This window comes from Bradyrhizobium sp. CCGUVB1N3, from assembly GCF_024199925.1.
Classification (GTDB): domain Bacteria; phylum Pseudomonadota; class Alphaproteobacteria; order Rhizobiales; family Xanthobacteraceae; genus Bradyrhizobium.
The window spans coordinates 1,211,765-1,232,811 of the sequence record NZ_JANADR010000001.1; the positions used below are offsets into that span (position 1 = coordinate 1,211,765).

General features: G+C 61.7%; 21 protein-coding genes and 1 pseudogene. 10 read left to right on the forward strand and 12 right to left on the reverse strand.

The window, feature by feature from the left end:
* Positions 1 to 82: 82 nt before the first annotated feature.
* Genes NLM33_RS05755 through NLM33_RS05775 form a run of 5 tightly spaced genes read left to right on the forward strand, consistent with a single transcriptional unit; the run spans position 83 to position 5,722 of the window.
* Positions 83 to 862, forward strand: coding sequence for a Cro/CI family transcriptional regulator (locus NLM33_RS05755; protein WP_254095156.1), 780 nt, complete (start codon positions 83 to 85; stop codon positions 860 to 862).
* 29 nt (positions 863 to 891) lie between these two features.
* Positions 892 to 1,110 (forward strand): twin-arginine translocation signal domain-containing protein, encoded by a 219-nt coding sequence (locus tag NLM33_RS05760; RefSeq protein ID WP_254095157.1) that lies wholly within the window; start codon positions 892 to 894, stop codon positions 1,108 to 1,110.
* A gap of 2 nt (positions 1,111 to 1,112) precedes the next feature.
* Positions 1,113 to 4,055: a formate dehydrogenase subunit alpha gene (locus NLM33_RS05765; RefSeq protein ID WP_254095158.1), complete on the forward strand. Its 2,943-nt coding sequence runs from the start codon at positions 1,113 to 1,115 to the stop codon at positions 4,053 to 4,055.
* A gap of 13 nt (positions 4,056 to 4,068) precedes the next feature.
* Positions 4,069 to 4,665 (forward strand): formate dehydrogenase FDH3 subunit beta, encoded by a 597-nt coding sequence (gene fdh3B, locus NLM33_RS05770; protein WP_254095159.1) that lies wholly within the window; start codon positions 4,069 to 4,071, stop codon positions 4,663 to 4,665.
* Positions 4,666 to 4,708: 43 nt separating this feature from the next.
* Positions 4,709 to 5,722 carry a formate dehydrogenase subunit gamma gene (locus tag NLM33_RS05775; RefSeq protein ID WP_254095160.1) on the forward strand — a complete coding sequence of 338 codons (1,014 nt, stop codon included), beginning with the start codon at positions 4,709 to 4,711 and terminating at the stop codon, positions 5,720 to 5,722.
* Positions 5,723 to 5,739: 17 nt separating this feature from the next.
* Here NLM33_RS05775 and NLM33_RS49225 read toward each other — a convergent pair whose 3' ends face one another.
* The gene (locus NLM33_RS49225; RefSeq protein ID WP_256570516.1) at positions 5,740 to 5,862 is read right to left on the reverse strand and encodes a hypothetical protein; all 123 of its coding nucleotides are present in this window, start codon (positions 5,860 to 5,862) and stop codon (positions 5,740 to 5,742) included.
* Positions 5,863 to 6,135: 273 nt separating this feature from the next.
* Between NLM33_RS49225 and NLM33_RS05780 the strand changes: the two genes are divergently transcribed.
* A protein-coding gene (locus tag NLM33_RS05780) for an IS3 family transposase (RefSeq protein WP_254095161.1) occupies positions 6,136 to 7,265 on the forward strand; the annotation gives its coding sequence in 2 pieces (ribosomal slippage) (positions 6,136 to 6,388 and positions 6,388 to 7,265; 1,131 coding nt in all).
* 498 nt (positions 7,266 to 7,763) lie between these two features.
* Here NLM33_RS05780 and NLM33_RS05785 read toward each other — a convergent pair.
* The 7 genes and pseudogenes from NLM33_RS05785 to NLM33_RS05815 all read right to left on the reverse strand — a co-directional run bounded on the left by NLM33_RS05785 (position 7,764) and on the right by NLM33_RS05815 (position 14,342).
* Complete coding sequence (locus NLM33_RS05785) at positions 7,764 to 8,114, reverse strand: hypothetical protein (RefSeq protein ID WP_254095162.1); 351 nt, start codon at positions 8,112 to 8,114, stop codon at positions 7,764 to 7,766.
* A gap of 360 nt (positions 8,115 to 8,474) precedes the next feature.
* Positions 8,475 to 8,681: pseudogene (locus tag NLM33_RS05790) on the reverse strand (ribbon-helix-helix domain-containing protein); the annotation flags it as partial.
* Between the two features lie 260 nt (positions 8,682 to 8,941).
* On the reverse strand, positions 8,942 to 9,418 hold the full coding sequence (locus NLM33_RS05795) for a hypothetical protein (protein ID WP_254095163.1): 477 nt from the start codon (positions 9,416 to 9,418) through the stop codon (positions 8,942 to 8,944).
* 729 nt (positions 9,419 to 10,147) lie between these two features.
* Positions 10,148 to 10,432, reverse strand: a complete 285-nt coding sequence (locus tag NLM33_RS05800; protein WP_254095164.1) for a hypothetical protein — start codon at positions 10,430 to 10,432, stop codon at positions 10,148 to 10,150.
* 500 nt (positions 10,433 to 10,932) lie between these two features.
* On the reverse strand, positions 10,933 to 11,193 hold the full coding sequence (locus tag NLM33_RS05805; RefSeq protein WP_254095165.1) for a hypothetical protein: 261 nt from the start codon (positions 11,191 to 11,193) through the stop codon (positions 10,933 to 10,935).
* Positions 11,194 to 13,528: 2,335 nt separating this feature from the next.
* The gene (locus NLM33_RS05810) at positions 13,529 to 13,696 is read right to left on the reverse strand and encodes a hypothetical protein (RefSeq protein ID WP_254095166.1); all 168 of its coding nucleotides are present in this window, start codon (positions 13,694 to 13,696) and stop codon (positions 13,529 to 13,531) included.
* A 367-nt stretch (positions 13,697 to 14,063) separates the two neighbouring features.
* Entirely contained in the window at positions 14,064 to 14,342 is a 279-nt protein-coding gene (locus NLM33_RS05815; protein ID WP_254095167.1) for a DUF3551 domain-containing protein, read from the reverse strand.
* A 594-nt stretch (positions 14,343 to 14,936) separates the two neighbouring features.
* Between NLM33_RS05815 and NLM33_RS05820 the strand changes: the two genes are divergently transcribed.
* The gene (locus NLM33_RS05820; protein WP_254095168.1) at positions 14,937 to 15,254 is read left to right on the forward strand and encodes a DUF1476 domain-containing protein; all 318 of its coding nucleotides are present in this window, start codon (positions 14,937 to 14,939) and stop codon (positions 15,252 to 15,254) included.
* A 34-nt stretch (positions 15,255 to 15,288) separates the two neighbouring features.
* Here the strand turns inward: NLM33_RS05820 and NLM33_RS05825 are convergent, their stop codons facing one another.
* Both NLM33_RS05825 and NLM33_RS05830 read right to left on the reverse strand, forming a co-directional pair.
* The gene (locus NLM33_RS05825) at positions 15,289 to 15,756 is read right to left on the reverse strand and encodes a GNAT family N-acetyltransferase (protein WP_371929907.1); all 468 of its coding nucleotides are present in this window, start codon (positions 15,754 to 15,756) and stop codon (positions 15,289 to 15,291) included.
* 20 nt (positions 15,757 to 15,776) lie between these two features.
* Positions 15,777 to 16,355 (reverse strand): TIGR00645 family protein, encoded by a 579-nt coding sequence (locus tag NLM33_RS05830; protein ID WP_254095170.1) that lies wholly within the window; start codon positions 16,353 to 16,355, stop codon positions 15,777 to 15,779.
* A 203-nt stretch (positions 16,356 to 16,558) separates the two neighbouring features.
* Here NLM33_RS05830 and NLM33_RS05835 point away from each other — a divergent pair, with 203 nt between their 5' ends.
* The gene (locus tag NLM33_RS05835; RefSeq protein WP_254105664.1) at positions 16,559 to 16,780 is read left to right on the forward strand and encodes a hypothetical protein; all 222 of its coding nucleotides are present in this window, start codon (positions 16,559 to 16,561) and stop codon (positions 16,778 to 16,780) included.
* A 27-nt stretch (positions 16,781 to 16,807) separates the two neighbouring features.
* On the opposite strand, the gene NLM33_RS49230 is transcribed toward NLM33_RS05835, so the two are convergent.
* Positions 16,808 to 16,939, reverse strand: a complete 132-nt coding sequence (locus NLM33_RS49230) for a hypothetical protein (RefSeq protein ID WP_256375276.1) — start codon at positions 16,937 to 16,939, stop codon at positions 16,808 to 16,810.
* 840 nt (positions 16,940 to 17,779) lie between these two features.
* Between NLM33_RS49230 and NLM33_RS05840 the strand changes: the two genes are divergently transcribed.
* The gene (locus NLM33_RS05840) at positions 17,780 to 18,682 is read left to right on the forward strand and encodes a septal ring lytic transglycosylase RlpA family protein (protein WP_254095171.1); all 903 of its coding nucleotides are present in this window, start codon (positions 17,780 to 17,782) and stop codon (positions 18,680 to 18,682) included.
* Here NLM33_RS05840 and NLM33_RS05845 read toward each other — a convergent pair.
* On the reverse strand, positions 18,676 to 19,632 hold the full coding sequence (locus NLM33_RS05845; protein WP_254095172.1) for an alpha/beta fold hydrolase: 957 nt from the start codon (positions 19,630 to 19,632) through the stop codon (positions 18,676 to 18,678). The genes NLM33_RS05840 and NLM33_RS05845 overlap by 7 nt on opposite strands.
* Before the next feature lie 154 nt (positions 19,633 to 19,786).
* Here NLM33_RS05845 and NLM33_RS05850 point away from each other — a divergent pair, with 154 nt between their 5' ends.
* Positions 19,787 to 21,046, forward strand: a complete 1,260-nt coding sequence (locus NLM33_RS05850; protein ID WP_254095173.1) for a D-alanyl-D-alanine carboxypeptidase family protein — start codon at positions 19,787 to 19,789, stop codon at positions 21,044 to 21,046.
* Position 21,047 lies beyond the last annotated feature (1 nt).

Genomic DNA, 21,047 nt, shown 5'->3' on the forward strand with positions numbered 1-21,047 from the left:
CCGCGGCATTGGAACTACACTTCGCCTAGCGCTTTGTAACAAAAGCGTAATCAAGCACCTGGGACTTGGATGGGAGGTCCACGTGCGTGATGATGGCCTCGATCGCGCCATTGACGCCGCTGGCGGCGTTGCCCAGCTTGCGCGAAAAATCGGCATCAGCCAGCCCTCCGTTTCAAACTGGAGCAAGGTACCCGCACAACGGGTGATCGCTGTCGAAACCGCGACCGGCGTGTCGCGCAACGAATTGCGGCCTGATCTTTACGGCGAGCCGCCTGTGTCCGAAGACCCGATTGATCCCGTCGACGTGGCGCGTGCGCAGGAATATCTGCTGCTGGCTTCGCTTCTATCGGCGGCGCCGTCAAGAAGGCTGCTCGATCAATTGGCGGCATTGACCGGCGAGGCGACGCCGCTCGGGCGCGCGCATGCTGCGCTGGCCGAAGCCGCTGCCGGTGCGGTCGCAGCGAAGGTCGAACGCGAATATTTCGACTTGTTCATCGGTCTCGGCCGCGGCGAACTTCTGCCCTATGCCTCCTACTACCTGACCGGCTTTCTCAACGAGCGGCCGCTGTCGCGCCTGCGCGCTGATCTCGCAGCGCGCAGGATCGAGCGCGTCGCGAGCAATTTCGAGCCGGAAGATCACGCAGCCATCCTGTGCGAGATCATGGCTGGCTTTGCGGGAGGCCGTTTCGCGGCGTCGTCTGACTCGCAGCGTGCCTTCTTCGAGAAACACGTCGCGCCCTGGATGGGGCGGCTGTTCGCCGACATCGAAAGCGCGGAGAGCGCCACCTTCTATCGTGCGGTCGGCGCGCTTGGTCGCGCCTTTATGGAGATCGAGACGGAAGCATTCACATTCGCCAACTGACCCGCACGCGCGGATCCAGGAGAGATGCGATGGGTGAATACAGGAAAAACACAGTCGGGCGCCGCGACTTCCTGCGCAAGGTCGGCATCGGCACGGTCGGTGCCGGCGCGACGCTTGCGACACCGCTGGTCGGGTCCGCCGAGGCCGACAGCGAAACCAACGATGAGAAGCGCAAGGCGCGCTACAAGGAGACCGATCACGTCAAGGCCTTTTACCGCGTCAATCGTTATCCGGCTAAGGGAGGTTGACCGTGCTGATCAAGCGAACACACCAGCATTCCCTGCGCCACGGCTCCGTCGCGGAGTCCCTTGCAGGTCAGGCCGGCGGTCTCGACCGCCGCAGTTTCCTGCGCAAATCCGGTCTTGCCGGTGGCGCGCTCGCAGCAGTTGGCACCCTGCCGGTCGGCAACGTGCGCAAGGCGGAGGCAGCGATTGCCGGTCCGCTCACCGCGGGCGCGACCGTCCGCAAGAGCATCTGCACGCACTGCTCGGTTGGGTGCACGGTGACGGCTGAGGTCTTGAACGGGGTATGGATCGGCCAGGAGCCGAGCTGGGATTCCCCGATCAATCGCGGCTCGCACTGCGCCAAGGGCGCTTCCGTGCGCGAACTTGTGCATAGCGAGCGGCGGCTGCGCTATCCGATGAAGCTGGTAGACGGGCAGTGGACCCGCGTGTCCTGGGACACCGCGATCAACGAGATCGGAGACAAGCTTCAGGCTGTACGTGAGAAGTCGGGTCCCGATTCCGTCTATTGGCTCGGCTCGGCCAAGATGACCAACGAAGGCGCCTACCTGTTCCGCAAACTCGGGGCGTTCTGGGGCACCAACAACACCGATCACCAAGCCCGCATCTGCCATTCAACCACCGTCACCGGCGTCGCCAACACCTGGGGCTACGGCGCGATGACCAACAGCTACAATGATATCCGCAACGCGAAGACACAGGTCATCTTGGGCGGCAATCCGGCCGAGGCGCATCCAGTCTCGCTGCAGCACCTGCTCGAGGGAAAGGAGCTCCAAAAGGCCAACTTTGTCGTCATCGACCCGCGCCTGACGCGCACGGCCGCACACGCGACCGAATATGTGCGGATGCGGCCGGGCACCGACATCCCGGTGCTCTACGGCATGATGTGGCACATCCTCCAGAATGGCTGGGAGGACAAGGAATTCATCCGGCAGCGCGTCTACGGTTTCGACGACCTCAAGAAGGAGGTTGAGAAGTGGCCTCCGGAAGAAGTTGAGCGCGTCACCGGCATTCCGGGCGAGCAGCTGAAGCGCGTCGCCAAGATGTTCGCCACCGAGAAGCCGGCGACGCTGATCTGGGCCATGGGCCAGACCCAGAAGACCGTCGGCACCGCCAATGTGAGGGCGAGCTGCATCGCGCTGTTGATGACCGGCAATGTCGGCAAGGCCGGCGCCGGTGCCAATATCTTCCGTGGCCACGACAACGTGCAGGGCGCGACTGACGTTGGACTCGATATCGTCACGCTGCCGTTCTACTACGGCCTCGCCGAGGGCGCCTGGAAGCACTGGTCGCGGGTTTGGGAGGTCGACTACGAATTCCTGAAGTCGCGCTTCGATACCAAGCAGATCATGGAAACCCCCGGCATTCCGCTGACCCGCTGGTTCGAAGCGGTGACGCTGCCGAAGGATCAGGTCGCGCAGAAGGATAATGTGAAGGCGGTGTTCGTGCAGGGACACGCCTCCAACAGCATCACCCGCATTCCTGAATCCCTCAATGGCCTGAAGGCGCTCGAGCTGCTCGTTATCGCCGATCCGCATCCGACGACCTGGGCCTCGCTCGCAGTCGAAGCGGGACGCAGGGATGGTATCTACATTCTCCCGGTCGCCACGCAATTCGAGTGCAAGGGTTCGCGCGTCGCCTCCAACCGCTCGCTGCAATGGGGCGAGCAGATCGTGAAGCCGATCTTCGAATCGAAGGATGATCTCGAAATCATCTATCTTTTGGCGAAGAAGTTTGGCTTCGCCGATCAGATGTTCAAGAAAATCAAGGTGGAAAACAATCTTCCTGAAGCAGAGGATGTCCTGCGCGAGATGAACCGCGGCAGCTGGTCCACCGGCTATTGCGGGCAGTCGCCCGAGCGCCTCAAAGCGCATATGAAGAACCAGGCGAAGTTCGACATGCTGACGATGCGGGCACCGAAGGACGATCCCGAGGTCGGCGGCGACTATTACGGTCTGCCCTGGCCGTGCTGGGGATCTCCGGAGATCAAGCATCCCGGCACGCCGCTGCTCTACAACACAAATCTGCACGTGATGGATGGGGGCGGCACGTTCCGGCCGCGTTTCGGCATCGAGCGCGAGGAGAAGCTGCCTGACGGCACGACGCGGAAAGTGAGCTTGCTCGCGGACGGCTCGTACTCGCTGGGGTCGGGAATCCAGGACGGTTATCCGGAATTCACCCTGGCGAGCCTGAAGAAGCTCGGCTGGGACACTGAACTCACCGAAGCGGAAATAGGTGTCATCAACAAGATCAATCCCGCAAATCCGGACACGGTGTCGTGGGCGCTCGACCTGTCGGGTGGTATCCAGCGGGTGGCGCTGGCCCATGGCTGCGTGCCTTACGGCAACGGCAAGGCGCGCATGAATGCCTTCGGCTTGCCGGATCCCATCCCGGTCCACCGCGAGCCGATTTATACGCCGCGCGTCGACCTCGTCGCCAAATATCCGACGCTGCCCGACGCCAAGCAGTTCCGCATGCCCAATATCGGGTTCTCCGTGCAGAAGGCGGCGGTGGAGAAGGGAATTGCAAAACAGTTCCCGCTCATCCTGTCGTCCGGCCGTTTGGTCGAATATGAGGGCGGCGGTGAGGAGACGCGCACCAACCCGTGGCTCGCCGAATTGCAGCAGGACATGTTCATCGAGATCAATCCTGCCGATGCCGCCGAGCGCGGCGTCAAGGACGGCGGCTGGGTCTGGGTCACGGGAGCCGAGAACAATTCCAGGGCAAGGATGAAGGCGCTCGTCACCGAGCGGGTCGGCAAGGGTGTTGCCTGGATGCCCTTCCACTTCGGCGGCTGGCTCGCAGGCAAGGATCTCCGCGGCAACTACCCGAAGGGCACCGACCCGATCGTGCTCGGCGAAAGCGCCAACACGATCACCACCTACGGATACGACCCCGCGACGGGCATGCAGGAGCCCAAGGTCACCCTCTGCCAGATCGCGGCGGCATAAGGGAGCAACGACGATGGCACGTATGAAATTTCTCTGCGACGCCGACCGTTGCATCGAATGCAATGCCTGCGTCACGGCCTGCAAGAACGAGCACGAGGTCCCTTGGGGCATCAACCGGCGTCGGGTCGTCACCATCGCCGACGGCAAGCCGGGCGAACGGTCGGTCTCGATGGCCTGTATGCACTGCACGGATGCGCCCTGTGCGGCAGTGTGTCCGGTGAACTGTTTCTATACCACCGCCGACGGCGTGGTTCTGCACTCCAAGGATCTCTGCATCGGCTGCGGCTACTGCTTCTACGCCTGTCCCTTTGGCGCGCCGCAATATCCCAAGATCGGTAATTTCGGCTCGCGCGGCAAGATGGACAAATGTACCTATTGCGCCGGCGGCCCCGAGGCCGATGGCAGCAAGGAGGAATACGAAAAATACGGTGCGAACCGCCTCGCCGAGGGCAAGCTGCCGCTGTGCGCCGAGATGTGCTCGACCAAGTCGCTGCTCGCCGGCGACGGCGAGATCATCGCCCAGATCTATAAGGAGCGGGTGATGAAGCGCGGCTACGGCTCAGGCGCGTGGGGCTGGAAGACTGCCTATCGCGAGACGATCGAGTCCTGAAGCAGGCCGCGGGCGACGCGGCACAAATGCCGAGGAGGAGTTCATGTCCTCATTTGCAAGGTTCGTTCGACTCGCCATCGGCGCGTGGGCGTTGCTTCTGTTGATCATGGCAGTTCCGGCGCCGTCGGCGGCCCAGCAGATCAATCCGACGGCGAGCTCGGTCAACGAACGCCAGTTGCTTCAGGAGATGGACCGGATCCAAGGGCGCGTCAGCATTCCCGACCAGCGCTCCAGCGTGCTGATGCAACCGGCTGGCCGCGAGTGGCGTGAATTCCGCAACGTCGCGCTGCGGTGGATCGGCGGCGTTGCCATGCTTGGCATGCTGGCGGTGCTCGTGATCTTCTATTTGACGCGCGGCATGGTTCGCCTCGAAAGCGGACGATCGGGCCGCACCATCGTGCGATTCAACACATTTGAGCGTTTCGTGCACTGGATGACCGCGACCTGCTTCGTCATCCTGGCGATCTCGGGACTGAACATCACGTTCGGGCGGCCGCTGCTGCTTCCGCTGATTGGATTTGACGCTTTCTCGGAATGGTCGCAATGGGCGAAATTCGCCCACAACTACCTGAGCTTCCCCTTCACGATTGGCGTTGTGCTGATCTTTCTGATGTGGATCGGCGGCAATATCCCGAACAAGGTGGATCTGGAGTGGATCAAGCGCGGAGGCGGGCTGTTCGGACACGATCATCCGCCGGCACGTCGCTTCAACGCTGGACAAAAGGGGATCTACTGGATCGTTGTGATTGGCGGTGGCCTCGTCGCGGCGACCGGGTATCAGCTCATGTTCCCGTTCTACCTGACGGGAATCGAGGGCATGCAGATTGCCCAGATCGTTCACTCGGTCGTGGCCGTGCTGTTTATCGCCGCGATGCTCGCTCACATCTATATCGGCACGATCGGGATGGAAGGGGCATTCGAGGCGATGGGATCAGGTGAGGTGGATGTCAATTGGGCGCGCGAGCACCACAGCCTGTGGCTCGAGCAGCAGTCGGCACGGAGCGGCCCGAACGATTCTCAGCCGCAACCTCGTCGTGCTGCATCCGCAGCCGAATAGAGCTGCCGGAGCATTGCCTACAGACGCACGCCCGTCGTCGCAAAGGCTTCTGCGACGGATTGCTGTACGCTGTCGAGCACGGCAACTCCAATCGCAGCGATTACGATCGTCGCAACGCAGGCAAGGATGAAAGCTTTCATCGCGATCCTCCAAACAAGCAGACTCACGGATTATTATATAGTTTGTCTGGTCACGAACAAACGACCGACCGGGCTCCGGATCGAGTGCGAGGTGCGGAATCGTTTTGGCTGTCGGCAATTGAATGACCGTCCAATGCGCGGAGGAGGGAGCGCGCGTCATGCGCTTTCAGACATTCAGGGACGACAGAGCTGGCTCCGCAAATTCGGACAGTAGCTTGAGTGGATTTTCTGCCTGAGAGCGGCGAGGCTTCTTGCCGCGAATCAGGAGCGAAGATGACGAAGAGGAGTCGCCGGACGCATTCTCCGGCATTCAAGGCAAAGGTGGCTTTGGCGGCCGTGAAGGGGGAGAAGACGTTGGCCGAGCTGGCGCAATTGTTTGATGTCCATCCGAACCAGATCACGACCTGGAAGACCCAACTCCTGGAAGGCGCCGCCGGAGTGTTTGGGCAGGACAACGGACCGGCCGAGGCGCCGGTCGATTTGAAGGCGTTACATGCCAAGATCGGCGAGCTTGCGTTGGAGAACGATTTTTTGTCCGGCGCGCTCACCAAGGCGGGCCTGCTGAGCGCAAAGCGATGATCGACCGCGACCATGATCTGTCTGTCGTGCGCCAGGCGAAGGTCCTGAACCTTGCCCGCAGTACGGTTTACTATGAACCTCGGCCGGTTTCGGCCGAGGACCTTGTCTTGATGCGCCGGCTCGATGAGCTGCACCTCGATTATCCCTTCGCAGGGGCGCGCATGCTGCGATCGCTGTTGCAGCGTGAGGGCATGCAGATTGGCCGCCGCCACGTCGCGACGCTGATGAAGCGCATGGGGATCGAGGCGATCTATCGCCGTCCGAACACGAGCAAGCCCGCACCGGGCCACAAGATCTACCCGTACCTATTGCGCGGATTGAAGATCGAGCGGCCGAACCAGGTCTGGGCAATGGACATCAGCTACATTCCGATGCGACGTGGATTCGTCTACCTCGCGGCGGTCGTCGATGTGTTCAGCCGACGGGTGTTGGTCCATCGCGTATCGATCACGATGGAGACGATATTCTGCGTCGAAGCGCTCCAGGAGGCGTTGGCGAAGCACGGCAGGCCCGAGATCTTCAACACGGATCAGGGTAGCCAGTTCACCAGCCTCGACTTCACCGGCGTGCTGCTGGACGCGAACATCGCCATCAGCATGGACGGCAAGGGTGCCTGGCGCGACAACGTGTTCGTCGAGCGGCTGTGGCGCACTGTCAAATACGAGGAAGTCTATCTGCGTGCTTACGACAGCGTGCTCGAGGCGCGAGCATCGATTTCCAAATATCTGGCGTTCTACAACCGAGGACGTCCTCACTCGAGCCTTGACGAACGCACGCCCGACGAGGCTTACTTCGGCGCGCAAACGATGGTGACGGCCGCATGATCGTCGCCAACGATTTTGCTGCGGCTCTGGTCGGGCTTACGCCCTCCCGACGCCACAGCAAAATCGTAAAGCCCCGCCTTCAGCATAACCCGGCAGGAATCCACTTAATTTTCGCGGGGCGCTGTCCAAACAACCGGGGCCAGCTCTGACAGCCGCTCCAGACACTTCGACTTGATCGGAGGATCCCGGGTCAATTGAGTCACGGTAACGGCCGCAGGCGTCCGTCCGGCCGGGCGGAGTCGATACTCGGAAATTTGCGGGCGAGGCCGGCTCGCTACATGAGCTTGCGGCAAACTACGGTCGGGAAGCGGTACTCCGAGGCGCCGTGACTACGACCGTAGATTGCTCCCCACGCGCCGCGATCAAAATGACCCTGCGAGTCGTGGTGTGGCCAGGACGGACGAGGCCGGCTTGCAGCCGCCAGTGTAAGGACGCCTTGGTTGGCGTCCAATGTTCTCAAGAGCCGGACAGGGGTCCCGCTTTCGTGCAGCTCGAGCCTTAGCGAGGTCGTTTTGGGCGGCGAGCAGCTCCAGGGTGTTTCTTCTCTGCGGGGATTGCCATCTTCAACAGATATTGCAGAAAGGCTGGGATAGTTTCCCCCTCGGCCGCGCGCCGCTGCAGCTCAGCGGCGATGTCTGTCGTTACGACGCGCGACCATCCTTCGGTGGTGTTGAAACAGACGATGCGCACGGGAGGGCAATACCGGCCGTCCAAGAGGTCGCCGATGAGAGTTTCGTGGTTATCCTCATTGTCCCACCGGGCGCGCCCTACCCAAGTCCCGGAGGCGTCCAGCACGATGTAGGTTTCGTCGTCCAAATCTTTTGGTACGATGGATGGCGAGCGAGGCATATCACACACTCCCGCCCCGGAAGTGGAAGGCTGTGACGATTAACACCGCCCAAGCGGGTTTATGCCACGGGTTGGCTTGCAAATCGGGGTGATCTTACTCGGGTATGCGGCTCACCTGTGAAATGTATGATGATATGCAGAACAACGTGCAGGCTTGTCTCCCCGGGTGGCTCACACCTGCTGCCTACCAGTGCGTGCGGCACTTCCTCGACCTTCATCGCCATCAAAGCGCCCACGTAAGCACCTCGCAAATTATCGATTCCTAGCGGTTCGGAATGGGCGCGAGCTACCGCCAGTCGTGGATGTGGAAGCCCCGGAAGCTGAATTGAGATCGGGACGGGCGCGGGCTGCGGTCCCGCTTCAGAGCTCACGCCCCATCGCGGGATGGCTGGGCTGTGGCATCTTCTGCTCAAGCTGGGTCGCCGCTGCCCGGTGCTTGAAGTGGTCGAGGACGAACAAGCGTAACGCGGACGACAAATTGCCGTGCAGGCGGTTGCGGTCGATCTCACCGGCCAGCTCAGAGAGCGTCATGTTGCGCAGGCTCGAAATCTCCTTCAACCCGGTCCAGTCATGCGCGGCTGGGTCTCGAACTCCATCACCGCGAGCGTACTGAGGCCAACAAGGATGAGAGCCACTCTCATCTGATTTCACGCTGTCCGAGGAAGAAGCCTCGCTCAAAGCCCGCCGGAAATGAGCTCTCCAAAATCGGAGACGATTGCAGGGACCCAATGAGGCGGCTTAGCGGCAGAAGTGAATCAGCCGGCGTGGATACGGGACAAGATCAGCGACAGGGTTAACGCGGGTCAGGGAGAGACGCATGGCAGGCGCTATCCCTCAAGATCGACATACTGCCGGAGCCTCAAGACGATGTCGGGCAAAGCGCGGCGCAAGAGTGAGGCGTTCTCCAAAGTGGTCGAGAACGGGCCGAACCTGATCATGGCATTCCAGGGCCGATATCCGTACACGGTGATCGAAACTCCGGATTTCGGAAAGCCATCTACTTTGCGAAGCTCACCAAGGACAAGGTCGGCGATCGCCACAGCGGGCAGTCGCGCTCGTTTTTCATCGGGGCCGCCGGCGGACATGGGAGCGATCGGCTTGGTTCGCGGCGCGGACGCGGTAACGGGCTCCTCCTGGAGCGTTGGCGGCATCTCCAGCGCCGGAGGTGCGGTCGCTCCCGTTGGCGCTGACTGGGCAGACTCACCGAGCGGATTCGACCTGGAAGCTCGCTCGTTCGTAAGCTTGCCGCCCAGAATGCCGCTGATCAGCGCCGCAAGGCCCGCTTCTTTCGCTTCATCGCTCATCGCTCTCTCGCACTTGTGCGTAGTCTAACAGCTCCGGAAGGGCGCGACCACGCCGGGGCAAGCGGTCGCAGTTCCAGTGTTCGCAACCGAACATTCAGGCGTGCAAAGGTCCGCTAATCTCCACCTGTGCGAGATACCTGATTCACGAAGGGGCGTTCGAAGGTGTTGGGTGGTCTGGTGATGCGCTGGCGTATGCGCAATTTTTTATTGATTTGTCCGTCTTGCAAAAATGCCGCTTCCGCGATCCGCGGGCGCTACATGCTCGGCGAGGAGCGATTGACGTGCGATCGCTGCGGCGCGAGTGACTCTGTGACTTTCTGGCGTTTCGAAGGGATCGCTCACCGCGCGTGCGCGATGAGCAGTCAGAATAACTCTTGCGTTCAAGGCTAGCAAAAGCAGTGCAATTTTTGGATTAGAGAATGACAAATTATGTGATCGTTCGGGCCTATGGAAGGCAATTGGATCAGTTGCGCGGAGAGGCATCCCGCATTTCAAGGGCAAACAAAATAGACTGGTGGATAGAGCGCGGCGTCCAGGGGACACGATTTTGCTTTGAGGACGCTGAGACGAAGAGGGCGTTCGTCTCAATCTGCGAAAACTCCGGCGTTTCGCATATAGACGGCACCTCGCCGGCGTGAACCGGCGGGACCGCTCGCGCCTGCTCAAGCATACTCTGCGGCGGATAGCACCTTGCGACCACGCGCTCCATCGCCTGATGGCCGTGGTTCTTCACCGTGATCCAAAACTGCTGCCGGCCGCCGCGGTCGGAGTGATCGATGTGCGCGTGACTGAAAACTGAACGACAAGGAAAGTCTGCCCGCAGATCCCGGGGCCGTCGGTAACCTCGACGCGCCAGTTAAGGTCTTGCCAAAACGGTCCCTCCGGTCCTTCGTTGAGAATATTCCTGCACACTTCGATCGCGACGAGTTGCGCAGCGGCGACGTCCGGAAGCTCCAGCCCGACGTCATCGAAGACGGAAATGCCGCCGTGGGCGTGGAAGAAGAAGCGGGTCATCCGCGCGGCTCCCTTCCAAGAGACGGCAGCGAGAGCGCGCGGTCTCAGTTCGCCAACGTGGGCGACCCGATAAAATAAATAGACCGGCTGTGAAATTCGCAGGGCGGCTCTTTTGAGGGAGATGAATGCTCTTAATGGGTACGGTCCCGGTCAGAACGAGAGCTGCCGGACTTCCCCTGGTCGGAGCGCATCTGGCTTCACGCGCAGGCTGTGCCGCAAGAGCCTGGTGACATGGCCATTGCCAATGACTCGCACAACCGCGTCGGTCGCCCTATCCGGTTCGACCGCCGCAACCCAGTATGACCTTTCCCCGTCGGGCGAGATGACCGCGACGATGGGTAAACGGACCATCATCAAACGATTCCATACCGAAAGCCACAACTATGAGTTTTAATACTTGTCCAATCAAGAGGTGGTTGTAGCTATGGTTAGCGCCGGCAGCCGCCAGCCAGCTGCGGGCACGCCGCATCAAAGCGGCCTCCCAAGCGTCTTGCAAATTATCAACTCGTCGAGGGCCCGATCGCCTGCGGAACGCTATGGCTTGTAGGTGCGGAAAACGGGACCTCGATTGATGCTGGGCTTACCGAGTGCTCGCTTCCCAGCGCGGCTTGAGCCGCTATCTCGTCACGACGAGTGCGGGCACTGTGTCCGTTCATCGCTTTCACAGCCTCGTTCTCGTCGGCACAAAAAGCGATGCATCGTCGATCGGCAAACACGAGCCACTGACGAGAGCCAACTTCCCTGATGACGTACTCGGTCATTGTCGAGTCTCCAGCAGCAAGTTGATTACATTTTACGCCAACAGCGTTGCTCATTCATTAATCGGGCTCCGCTCTCGCGTTCACTCGAACCAACGGCAAACACAAGATCCACCGCGCAACGGTGTCACGGGTGGCACGCAGGTCGTCGCAGGAAAAACTGACAACGAGTGGCGAGGGTTTCGAGAGTGAGTTGTCGCGAAGGCGGCTTGTCGACTGAGCGGGGTAATCCCGTTTCTCAATTGCGGGACTATTGGACTGGCCGTCTAATCGCGTGGCGAGCAAAGCTGGCGTGAGCCTCCCTGCTCAGATCCAGCCCTCGGAAGCGGCCACCTGCCTCGGACGTACGGGCGGGTGGCCCGCGAGGGCGGCTGTCAGAATTCTATTTGTCCTTCGCCCTCAGCCCGGTCTCGAGCAGCGGCCCACGTTCCCGTAGCGGGAGGGTGAGCGCAAGGGCGTTCAGTTGCTCGGCCTCGCCCTCCAGCCGTATTCCGGATGTGGAATCGTGGCGGTGATGTCGGCGTCGCTGCCGGCCGACAGGCGCCAAGCGGCCAGCCCGAAACACAAGGTCAGGGTCAAGGCGGTCGCAAGCAGAAGCATTGAGACGAATTGGCTCACGCGTGTACGCCCCGCAGTTTGAAGCTACGAGGGGAGAGCGAACACGATTGGCCGATTCGGAAAACACAGATGCGCTGACCTAACGGCAGGATTTCCCCAGGAGCAGCAACAATGAGGATCGGAACTCGCGGATGACTGCCCACCAGCCTTTGACGCGCCACGGTGGAAAAGACGGGACCTGGCACAGCTCCCGAAATGTCCTGTTAGCTTCTGTGTGCTCAAGTCGACACGTGCCGATTACCGCTGATTACGGCACATTGGAATGGGAATGACGGCCCCGGCTGTCCCCCAACCCTGCGGCTGGGGCCGTTTTGAACTTTCACAGCATCGTTCAACGACCCGGTCCACGACCATGCTTAGAGGCATTGCTATCGCGCTATTTGGGCTGAGCTTCCTGTCTCAGCTAGACCAAGCTTACTTCTATGGCCGCTATTCCGAAGCCGCGCTTAAACTGCTGCACGAGATCGGCCGCGGGTTTGGCTGGTAGCGGCCGTCCGCCGCATTGGTCGAGGGTTTCAACGTTTGTGCGCTCAAAGCCCCGCTCCATCGCTGGGGCTGGGGGCTGAATAGCGATGGAGCGGGAGTCGGGGACTTCAATCGCACCAGCGTGGAAATCGACTGAAGCCCTCGACGCACCAAACTGCATTTGTGATTCGGGCTTGTTGACGGCCGATGCGTGGCGCCATTCGTTCAGGCTGAAGCCATTTGCCGTTTCATTCTTGAAAATCTGTAAGTGCCGCAGCCAAGCAATTTCTGAGGTGGCGATGCAGGCCTGCCACGTTCTTGATGCGCGTCACAGCTTGAATGCGACCCGCGGCGAACCGACGACAACGAGTATAACCGAAGCGTCGCTGCTCAGCTTCGCTTCGCTTTCGACCTCAGCCTCATCTCGAGTTGCTGGCGAATGTTCTTCGCAAGAGGCCGCAACGCCACGACGGCAAAGCCGCAGAGAAGCATCAGCCATGTCGCGAGGGCCGCGCACCACAATAGGTCTTCGAGAATCCTGGGCATGACTTGCCCCCAAATGACTGCCTGAAATGAGAACAGTGTCCCTCAACCCCGGAGCGGCGACAAGGCGTCCTAAAAGTAGCAACAGAGCGATGGACGCGCCGAAGCGCCGCGAAAGGAGATCGTCGTTTCCCAGAATTCTCCGATCGCTGATTGTGAACTAGGGATCGATTCTCGGGGCAATCGGTTGGATGCGCATGCGTATCCAGGTGATGACATGGGCAGGTTCGCTGACCCTTGTGGGTGTTCTCGTCTCCGCTTGCGTGAACTCCGACCATGCGAGGCCGACAGTTCGGACGGGCGCGCCTTCGGGTGCGCCATGGGCCCGCGACCTCAACGAGCCGCCCCCAAATCGAGAACCGGCCAATAAAGCGGAGGTCCCAGAAATAAAGGCGGATATGAATGCTGCGCGAGCGAAAGCCTCGCGCTAAGGCGGAGACTTCGGTCCACGGCCCCCTTTGCCACGGGAACGTTTCAATGCCAGGGCCACTACCCGATTATTCTTTCAAGGGCGACGAGAGCGGTAAAGACGACCACGACGACCCCAGTGAAGGTAATGCCAAGAAAGACATTGTGCATGGTACCGTGTTTCCCTAGTCACCGCCGGGGCCAACATGCCGCGATGAATCGCTGGCTGAGCTATTCACGCGTCTTTCGGTTTCCAATCGTGCGTCTGTCCACTCCCGGCGCTCAGCCTGCAGGGTCAGGGGATTCAGTGGATTTTGATTTCCTTCAAGGGAAGCCGTAGCTCGGCGGCGCGTTCTTCGCGATCCTTCCTGCGAAATTCGATCTCTCGCCGCTCGAATTCGGTGAGTTCCTTTCGAGCCGCTTCCAAAATGCGATCACGTGGCGCCGTTCCTGGTTGTGTCCGGTCGGTCATCACTCACCCCAATGTCTTGGAAGGACAGAGCGCCCTAAAATTGCGGATTTATGACGGCGGTGGGTGGGGCTGGGGACCGGGATGGGGTTGGGCCGGCTCTGCGCGCTGGCGCCGGGGCTGGACCGGTTGGGGTTGGCGCGTCGTCCCGGTCCAACGCGTGCTGGTCACTTTTCGTCCGATTAAGGGAGGGCGGCACCCGCGCGGGCTGCGAGGCCGCTTCTTTGGCGGCCTGGTTGGGCCTCGACCGGGCCGCCAAGGCTCACGCTACTTTGCATGGGGTTGTTTTCGACGTTTTTGTTTGTCCCATGCCGGTCACACGGCTGCGTCTGACGCAGATGACCTGATCCGCGTGCGTTGGGCGGCAGCTTCACTGCCTGCGGTACACCCGGGGCTGCGGCACGCCCGGCTGCTGTCCGGTCTGCTGCTGCCTGAACAGGACGCGCGGGTTCAGATCGCAATAGGTGGTCGGCCGGCCGGAAGCGGACGCCAGGCACTGCGCCCTGGTTTCATACGAGCAGTCGCCGGACCAGCCGAGCTGCTCGCCAAAGACGCACCAGGGGTAATCATACGAGGCGGGAAGGGCGGAGCCTGCGCGGGCGGCTGTTGCCGCGGCCAGCAGGGCCAAGATGGCTAGCGTTGTCCGCATGATCATTTCTCCTGTCCTGAGGTCTTTGGCGGCGGGAAAGACCTCGAACCATTGCACACACCGCTTCAACGCGATCAAGCGCGTTGAGGATCAAGCTGAGAAGCCCGCCGGTCCACTCAGGCGCACTTTTTTCTCGCCATGTGTGAACTGCTTCACATCCGCAATTCCGATCGCCTGCTATAGGTGATCCATTGCTTTACTTATCCATTATTTAAAAAACACACCCCCGGCAGTCGCATGCCGGGGGTGTTTTTGCGTGAGGCGAGGGTGCAGCTCGCAAATTGACCGATAGTTTCGCTGTCGAAATCCGGTCAGGCGCCGCGTTGTTCGGTGTCGGCGGGATGAGCGCAGCTCTCTGTTCGTGCGCTGTCTCCCGGTGGTTGAGGACAAGCCAACCGCGATTCTCCTTTGTGAGTAGTGAATCAGGCGAAGCTGGCGTCAGGCTGGTCACCGCGCCTGTGCTATAGTCCGACGCATGACCTGATCCCGAACAGCCGCGCCGGCGGTTCCACCGTTCGGCTGGCGTCTCGACAGGCAAACGAAGTAAACGGCAAAGCGACCACGGAGACGATCGTAACGGGAGGGAGCCTGACCATGACCACGTTCGACAAGCGCGAGCAGGGCTTTGAGGCCAAATTCGTTCACGACGAGGAGCTCATGTTCAAAGCCACGGCCCGGTCCAACAAGCTGCTCGGCATGTGGGCCGCGGGACAGCTCGGGCTGAGCGGCGATGCCGCAAGCCGCTACTCGACCGAGCTCGTGACCGCAAATCTGGACAACAAGGCGGTCGATGATGTCCTGGCAAAGGTCTCCGGCGACCTCGCCGGCAAGGGAATCACGCCCGAGCAGGTTGCACAGAAGCTTCAGGAATTCCTGCACCAGGCCGTGCAGCAGCTGAAGGGCCCCGACTAGGGTGGGTCCCGAGCGTGCAGATGTCTTTCGAAGGTCACAGCTCCATGTGGACGATCTCGATCGGCGCGCCGCCGAGGCCGTGTGAGAAATAGCCCCGCTTGATGCTCCTGAAGCCGTGCTTGCGGTAGAAGCCTTCGGCGTTGATGGTTGCTTCGAGCCTGATCGGTCCCTCGTGGCCGACCTTCGCCTCGGCTATTCCGATCTTCAGCAGTCTTTGTCCAAGTCCCGTGCCTGCCGCTTCGGGCAGGATGAATAGGCGGGTAACTTCGCCCGGCTCGGCATCGACAAAGCCAACCATCTTGCCATCGCGGAGGCCCACGGTCATTCGTCCCCTGGCGATGAGGTCCTCGTAGAACGCGACCGTGCGGTCGCCCATCCAGTTCGCGATCTGGTCGCGGGAATAGGATGCTCCGGAAAGGCCGCTGATCGACGCCTTGGTGAGATTGAAAACCGTTTCCGCGTCTTCGAAGCGGGCGGCCCTGAATGAGAAATCGGTGTCCATCACGGGAGTTGGAATGAGCGTTATTCGTGGTTGCGCGTGGCCGTGTCGCTCAGGCGATCGACGAAGGCAATCCCGATCGCCGACGCCACGAAGGTGATGTGGATCAGGACCTGCCACATCACGCCCTGCTCGGTAAAGCTGGCGCGGCTTGAGCCGAGATTGCCGGCTTCGATGAAGGTGCGCAGCAGCGCGATCGAGGAGATGCCGATGATGGCCATCGCGAGCTTGATCTTCAGCACGCTCGCATTGACGTGGCCAAGCCATTCCGGCTCGTCCGGATGACCCTGGAGATCGAGCCGCGAGACGAAGGTCTCGTAGCCGCCGACGATCACCATCACCAGCAGGTTGGAGATCATGACGACGTCGATCAGCGCCAGCACGCTCATCATGATCTGCTGCTCGGTCAGGTCCAGCGCGTGCCAGGACAGATGCCAGAGCTCCTTGACGAACAGCGCGATGTAGACGCATTGCGCGACGATCAGCCCGAGATAGAGCGGCAGTTGCAGCCAGCGCGAGCCGAAGATGACCATCGGCAGCGCGCGCAGGCGCGGCGAGGCCGGAAGGCGGGGCTGTCTCGTCGTCTCAGGCTCGCTCGACATTTTCAGGCAATTCCCCGCTTCGGTTGCACGGTCACCAGATGTAACCCGACATGATGGCCTGCGGAAGACGCGACGTCGGGATCATGCGCCGCCTGCGGCATGATGCTATCCTGACCTCAGGGCGGCGCTGGCTTTCAACTGAGATCCTTGGAGACATCGTGCGGACGATTGCGGCTGTTGCAACCATCGTGCTCTGCGGAGCCATGATCAGCGAAGCGGCCGCGCTGCCGCTGACGCCATTTCGCTACGCGGACCAGGCGCAGCGCTATTGTCCGACAGACAAGGTGGTGTGGCTGGATTTCAGGAAGGGCCGCTACTACGCCAAGGGGCAGAAGCTCTACGGGCAGGGGTTTGATGGCAGCTTCGTCTGTCTGAACGAAGCCAGGAGTAGCGGCTATCGCCGCTCGGTGCTGGGCCTGCGCTGAGCTGACCCAGGCCGCGTGCGTCGCTGGCTACTTGCTCTCGCTCGGCAGCTTGACCGGCACGTGCGGGGAGCTGCTGACGACGCGCGGACTTCCGTCCGGATAAGTGCGGCTCGTCCGGATCAGCGTTTCCAGAACCAGGAAGAATTTCTCGGCAAGCATGTCTCGTCACCCTCGTTGGTGATGGCCTCTTGATTTGAGTCGAGGCGCGAGAGACGGAAATTCAATCAACTAAAAGGGAGGCAGACGGTCCGAAAACCCTGGACGCGCCGACCGAAATGCTATTGCGCCGCAACATCGCGGTCGATGGGATAGAGGAAAGAAAGTCGGCGCGCCTCAGGCGAATGCCAGGGCCATCAGACTCGAGCAGAGCAGAACCAAGCCGCCTGCGGTCAACGCCAGAAAGCCGTCGGACACCAGATCATGGTTGCGCATAGGACACCTGCCGCTCTCCTACTCGATGCTCGACCGGATTGATTAAAAGTTTCCGAACGCGCTCAATTGAAAGAGGTGACGCTTCCGCGCGAGGCATTATGCCCTCGTGCGATATCCTTCGAACGCATGGGCCAGAAAAATCCCCGCGCTTACCAGACCCATCAGTGCTGAAACCGTCTCAATCATCGCAAACTTCCGTTGCGCCCCTCGCACACGCGACAAAACGCGTACCGCCTTGCACAGTCAAAAGGATTCCAATGTGCGCACTAGCAATCGGGAAGCAGTGAGGCTTCGGCGCAACAGTTTGTCCAGGACTGGGACGGGAGTAGGGCGCCTCGCGCACCGGCGCTCCGTAGATCAACGGAGGGAACGCCAATCTCTGGTTTACCATCTCGGTGCGAGAGCCGCGCGCTCCCCATTTCCGCCGTGATCACGTTGCGATATCGTCACTGCTTCCGAACCGGTGGTGGGCCGTTTCGGGCAAAGTCCGGCAGAAGGCCTCCTTGTGGGCACGCGTCCGGCGAGATGGTATTGGGGCGAATGGGGATCCGACGGTCAGATTCGATGATGCGGGCCGCGCGCGGTGTTGCGGCTGCCGCAACCTGCCTCGCGCTCGCCAACTGCGCCTCATCGGGCAAATTCGCCAGCCACGTCGATCCGAAATACGGCGTGTCCTCCAGCCCGCGCGTCGTGGCCTTGGGCGATCCCGTGCCCAAGGGCGGCGGCACTTACCGCATCGGCAAGCCCTATGTGGTGGCCGGCAAGACGTACGTGCCGGAGGAGGACGCCAACTACCGCGCCGAGGGCCTGGCTTCCTGGTACGGCGACGACTTCCACGGCCGCCTGACCGCCAACGGCGAAATCTTCGACATGGGCTCGCTCACGGCGGCGCACCCGACCTTGCCGATGCCGTGCTATGCGCGGGTGACCAACCTTTCCAACGGCAAATCGCTGATCGTCCGGGTCAATGACCGCGGGCCCTATCACGGCAACCGGCTCATCGACGTCTCGAACAAGGCGGCTGAACTGCTTGAATTCAAAGGCAATGGCGTCGCCAAGGTGCGCGTCGAATATGTCGGCCGGGCGCCCCTCGAGGGCTCCGACGACCGCCAGCTGATGGCCACCTTGCGCACCGGCATTCCTGCGCCGACCCCCTCGATGGTCCGCGTCGCCTCGGCCAAACCGTTTGTCCCGGAACTTTCGGCCTCCAGCCACGGCGCGATCCGTGGCGAGGTTCCGTTGCCGGAAGGGCGGCCCTACAGCCTCGGCAATACTTCGGCGGACGTCGCCTCGATCAACGCGACCTCGGAAATGTCGGCCTCGAGCCGCAGCCGCGGCCGGGCGCTGCAGAACGCGCGCGCGGTGTCCTATGACCAGGATACGTCGGATACGGCACCATCGGCGGCCTATGTCTCCGACGACGGCGCGGCGGAAGCGCGCAATATCCTGAGCGGCCGCGGGCTCTACTGAGCCGCGCTTTCCTTCAGGAAGTTCACCAGGGCCGTATTGACCTCGTCGGGCCGCTCCTGCTGCACCCAGTGGCCGGCGCCCTCGATGATCAGCTTTCGCTTGAGGTTGGGCAGCACGCGCTCGAGTTCATTGACGCGCTTGGCGCCGATCAGCCCGGTGATCACGGCATCCTTGGAGCCGGCGATGAACAGAGAGGACTGATGGATCTGCGCATCCTGCCAGGGGGCGGTCAGCTCCCAATTGCGGTCAATGTTGCGGTACCAATTGAGGCCGCCGCGAAAGCCAGACTTGCGATAGGTCTCGGTGAAATAGGCGAGATCGGCTTGCGTCAGCCAGCTCGGCAAAGGCTCCGAGCCGCTGGCGTGGCCGAGGAAGCCCTTGTCGTCCTGAACGAACATCGCCGCCGTCGGATCGGACAGCCCGCGCCCGCCGAGCACGATGCGCATGGTGTGGGCGACATCGCGCTCGAGCTCGGCCTCGGCGACGCCCGGCGTCTGAAAGTACTGCCAGTAGAAATTGGTGATGCCGTTCTCACGCAACAGGTCGAGCGGCTTGCCGCGGCCGCGAAACGGCGGCGGGACGCTCAAGCCCGCCACCGCCGTGAACATGTCTGGCCGGAACAGCGCCGCATGCCAGGCCACCGGTGCGCCCCAGTCGTGACCGATGACCATGGCCTTGGTCTCGCCAAGCGCCTGCACCAGGGCGACGACGTCACCGACCGTGTCGAAGATGGAGTAGGCGGCAACGCCCGACGGCGCCGTGGTCCTGCCGTAACCCCGCATGTCCGGAGCGACAACGCGAAAGCCGGCCGCCGCCAGCGCCGGGATCTGGTGACGCCAGGAGTAGGAGAGTTCGGGCCATCCATGGCACAGTACGACCAGCGGCCCCTGGCCCTGTTCACGGACGAAAAGATCGATCCCATTGGCTGAGATCATACGGGAGGAGAACATCGCTTTTCCGCCTTGTTTCAGAGGTTTGGTCGGAAATCGTGAGGCGCCACGATAGGGACGCCGGCTCACCTGTGCAATCTTCGGGTGATGATCCGGTTCCCGATGTTGTTTGCACAGGGGCCAACTGTTAGAACGCCGCTCTCAGGGCTTCGCCATGGCATTTCTCTTTTCTCCGACCCGCCCATCCCGGTTCACCGCCGGGTGGCTCGCGCGCGGGCTCGTCGCGGCCGGCGTGGCCCTAGGCCTCGGCTGGGGCGGCGTGCTCTATGCCGCCAATCAGAGCGTGCAGGGCGCCAAGAAGGAAGAGGCTGGCTTTGACGGCGACGCGCCCACCGCGATCCTGATCGAAGCCTCAAGCGGCAGCGTCTTGTTCGAGAAGAACGCCGACGAGCTGCGCGCGCCTTCCAGCATGATGAAGCTGATGACCGCGGAGGTCGTCTTCAATGCGGTGAAGAAGGGCGACATCAAGCTGACCGACGAGTACCGGATCAGCGAGAATGCCTGGCGAAAGGGCGGTGCGCCCTCCGGCAGCTCGACCATGTTCGCCGCGATCAACAGCAAGGTGTCGGTCGACGATCTCCTGCATGGCGCGATCATCCAAAGCGGCAACGACGCCTGCATTGCGCTTGCCGAGGGTTTGGCCGGGAACGAGCGCCTCTTCGCCTCCGATTTCATGACCAAGCGTGCCCGCGAGCTCGGACTGACCAAATCGACCTTCGCCAATTCGAACGGGCTGCCCGACCCCGGCAACAAGATGACGGTGCGCGAGCTCGGCGTCCTCGCGCGCCACGTCATCCTGGACTATCCGGAGTTCTACAAGCTGTTCGGCGAGAAGGAGTTCACCTGGAACAAGATCCGCCAGCCCAACCGCAATCCGCTGCTGAGCGCCATGGAAGGCGCCGACGGGCTGAAGACCGGCTTCACCAAGGAGGGCGGCTACGGCATGGTCGGCTCGGCCGTGCAGAACGGCACGCGGCTGATCGTCGTCGTCAACGGCCTTGAAGACCCCGAGGATCGCGCCACCGAAGCCAAGAAGATGCTGGAATGGGGGTTTCGCAACTTCGAGACCCGGACGCTGATCGCGGCCGACCAGCCGGTGGGCTATGCAAAAGTGTTCGGCGGCGAGAGCCGCTCGGTCAAGCTCATTGCCAAGACGCCGGTGAGGGTGATGGTGCACAAGAACGGCGGCGACAAGCTGATCGCGCGCATCGTCTATAGCGGCCCGGTGCGTGCGCCGGTCCAGGAGGGGCAGCCGGTCGGCGTGGTACGGGTCTGGCGCAGTGGCCAAATCGCGGTGGAGACACCGGTCTACGCGGCGGAGGCGATCGGCACCGGCTCAACCATGCGGCGCGCGATCGACGGCGCGAGCGAGCTCGTGATCGGCATGTTCCGCGCGGGCGCCGAGAAGCTCTGAC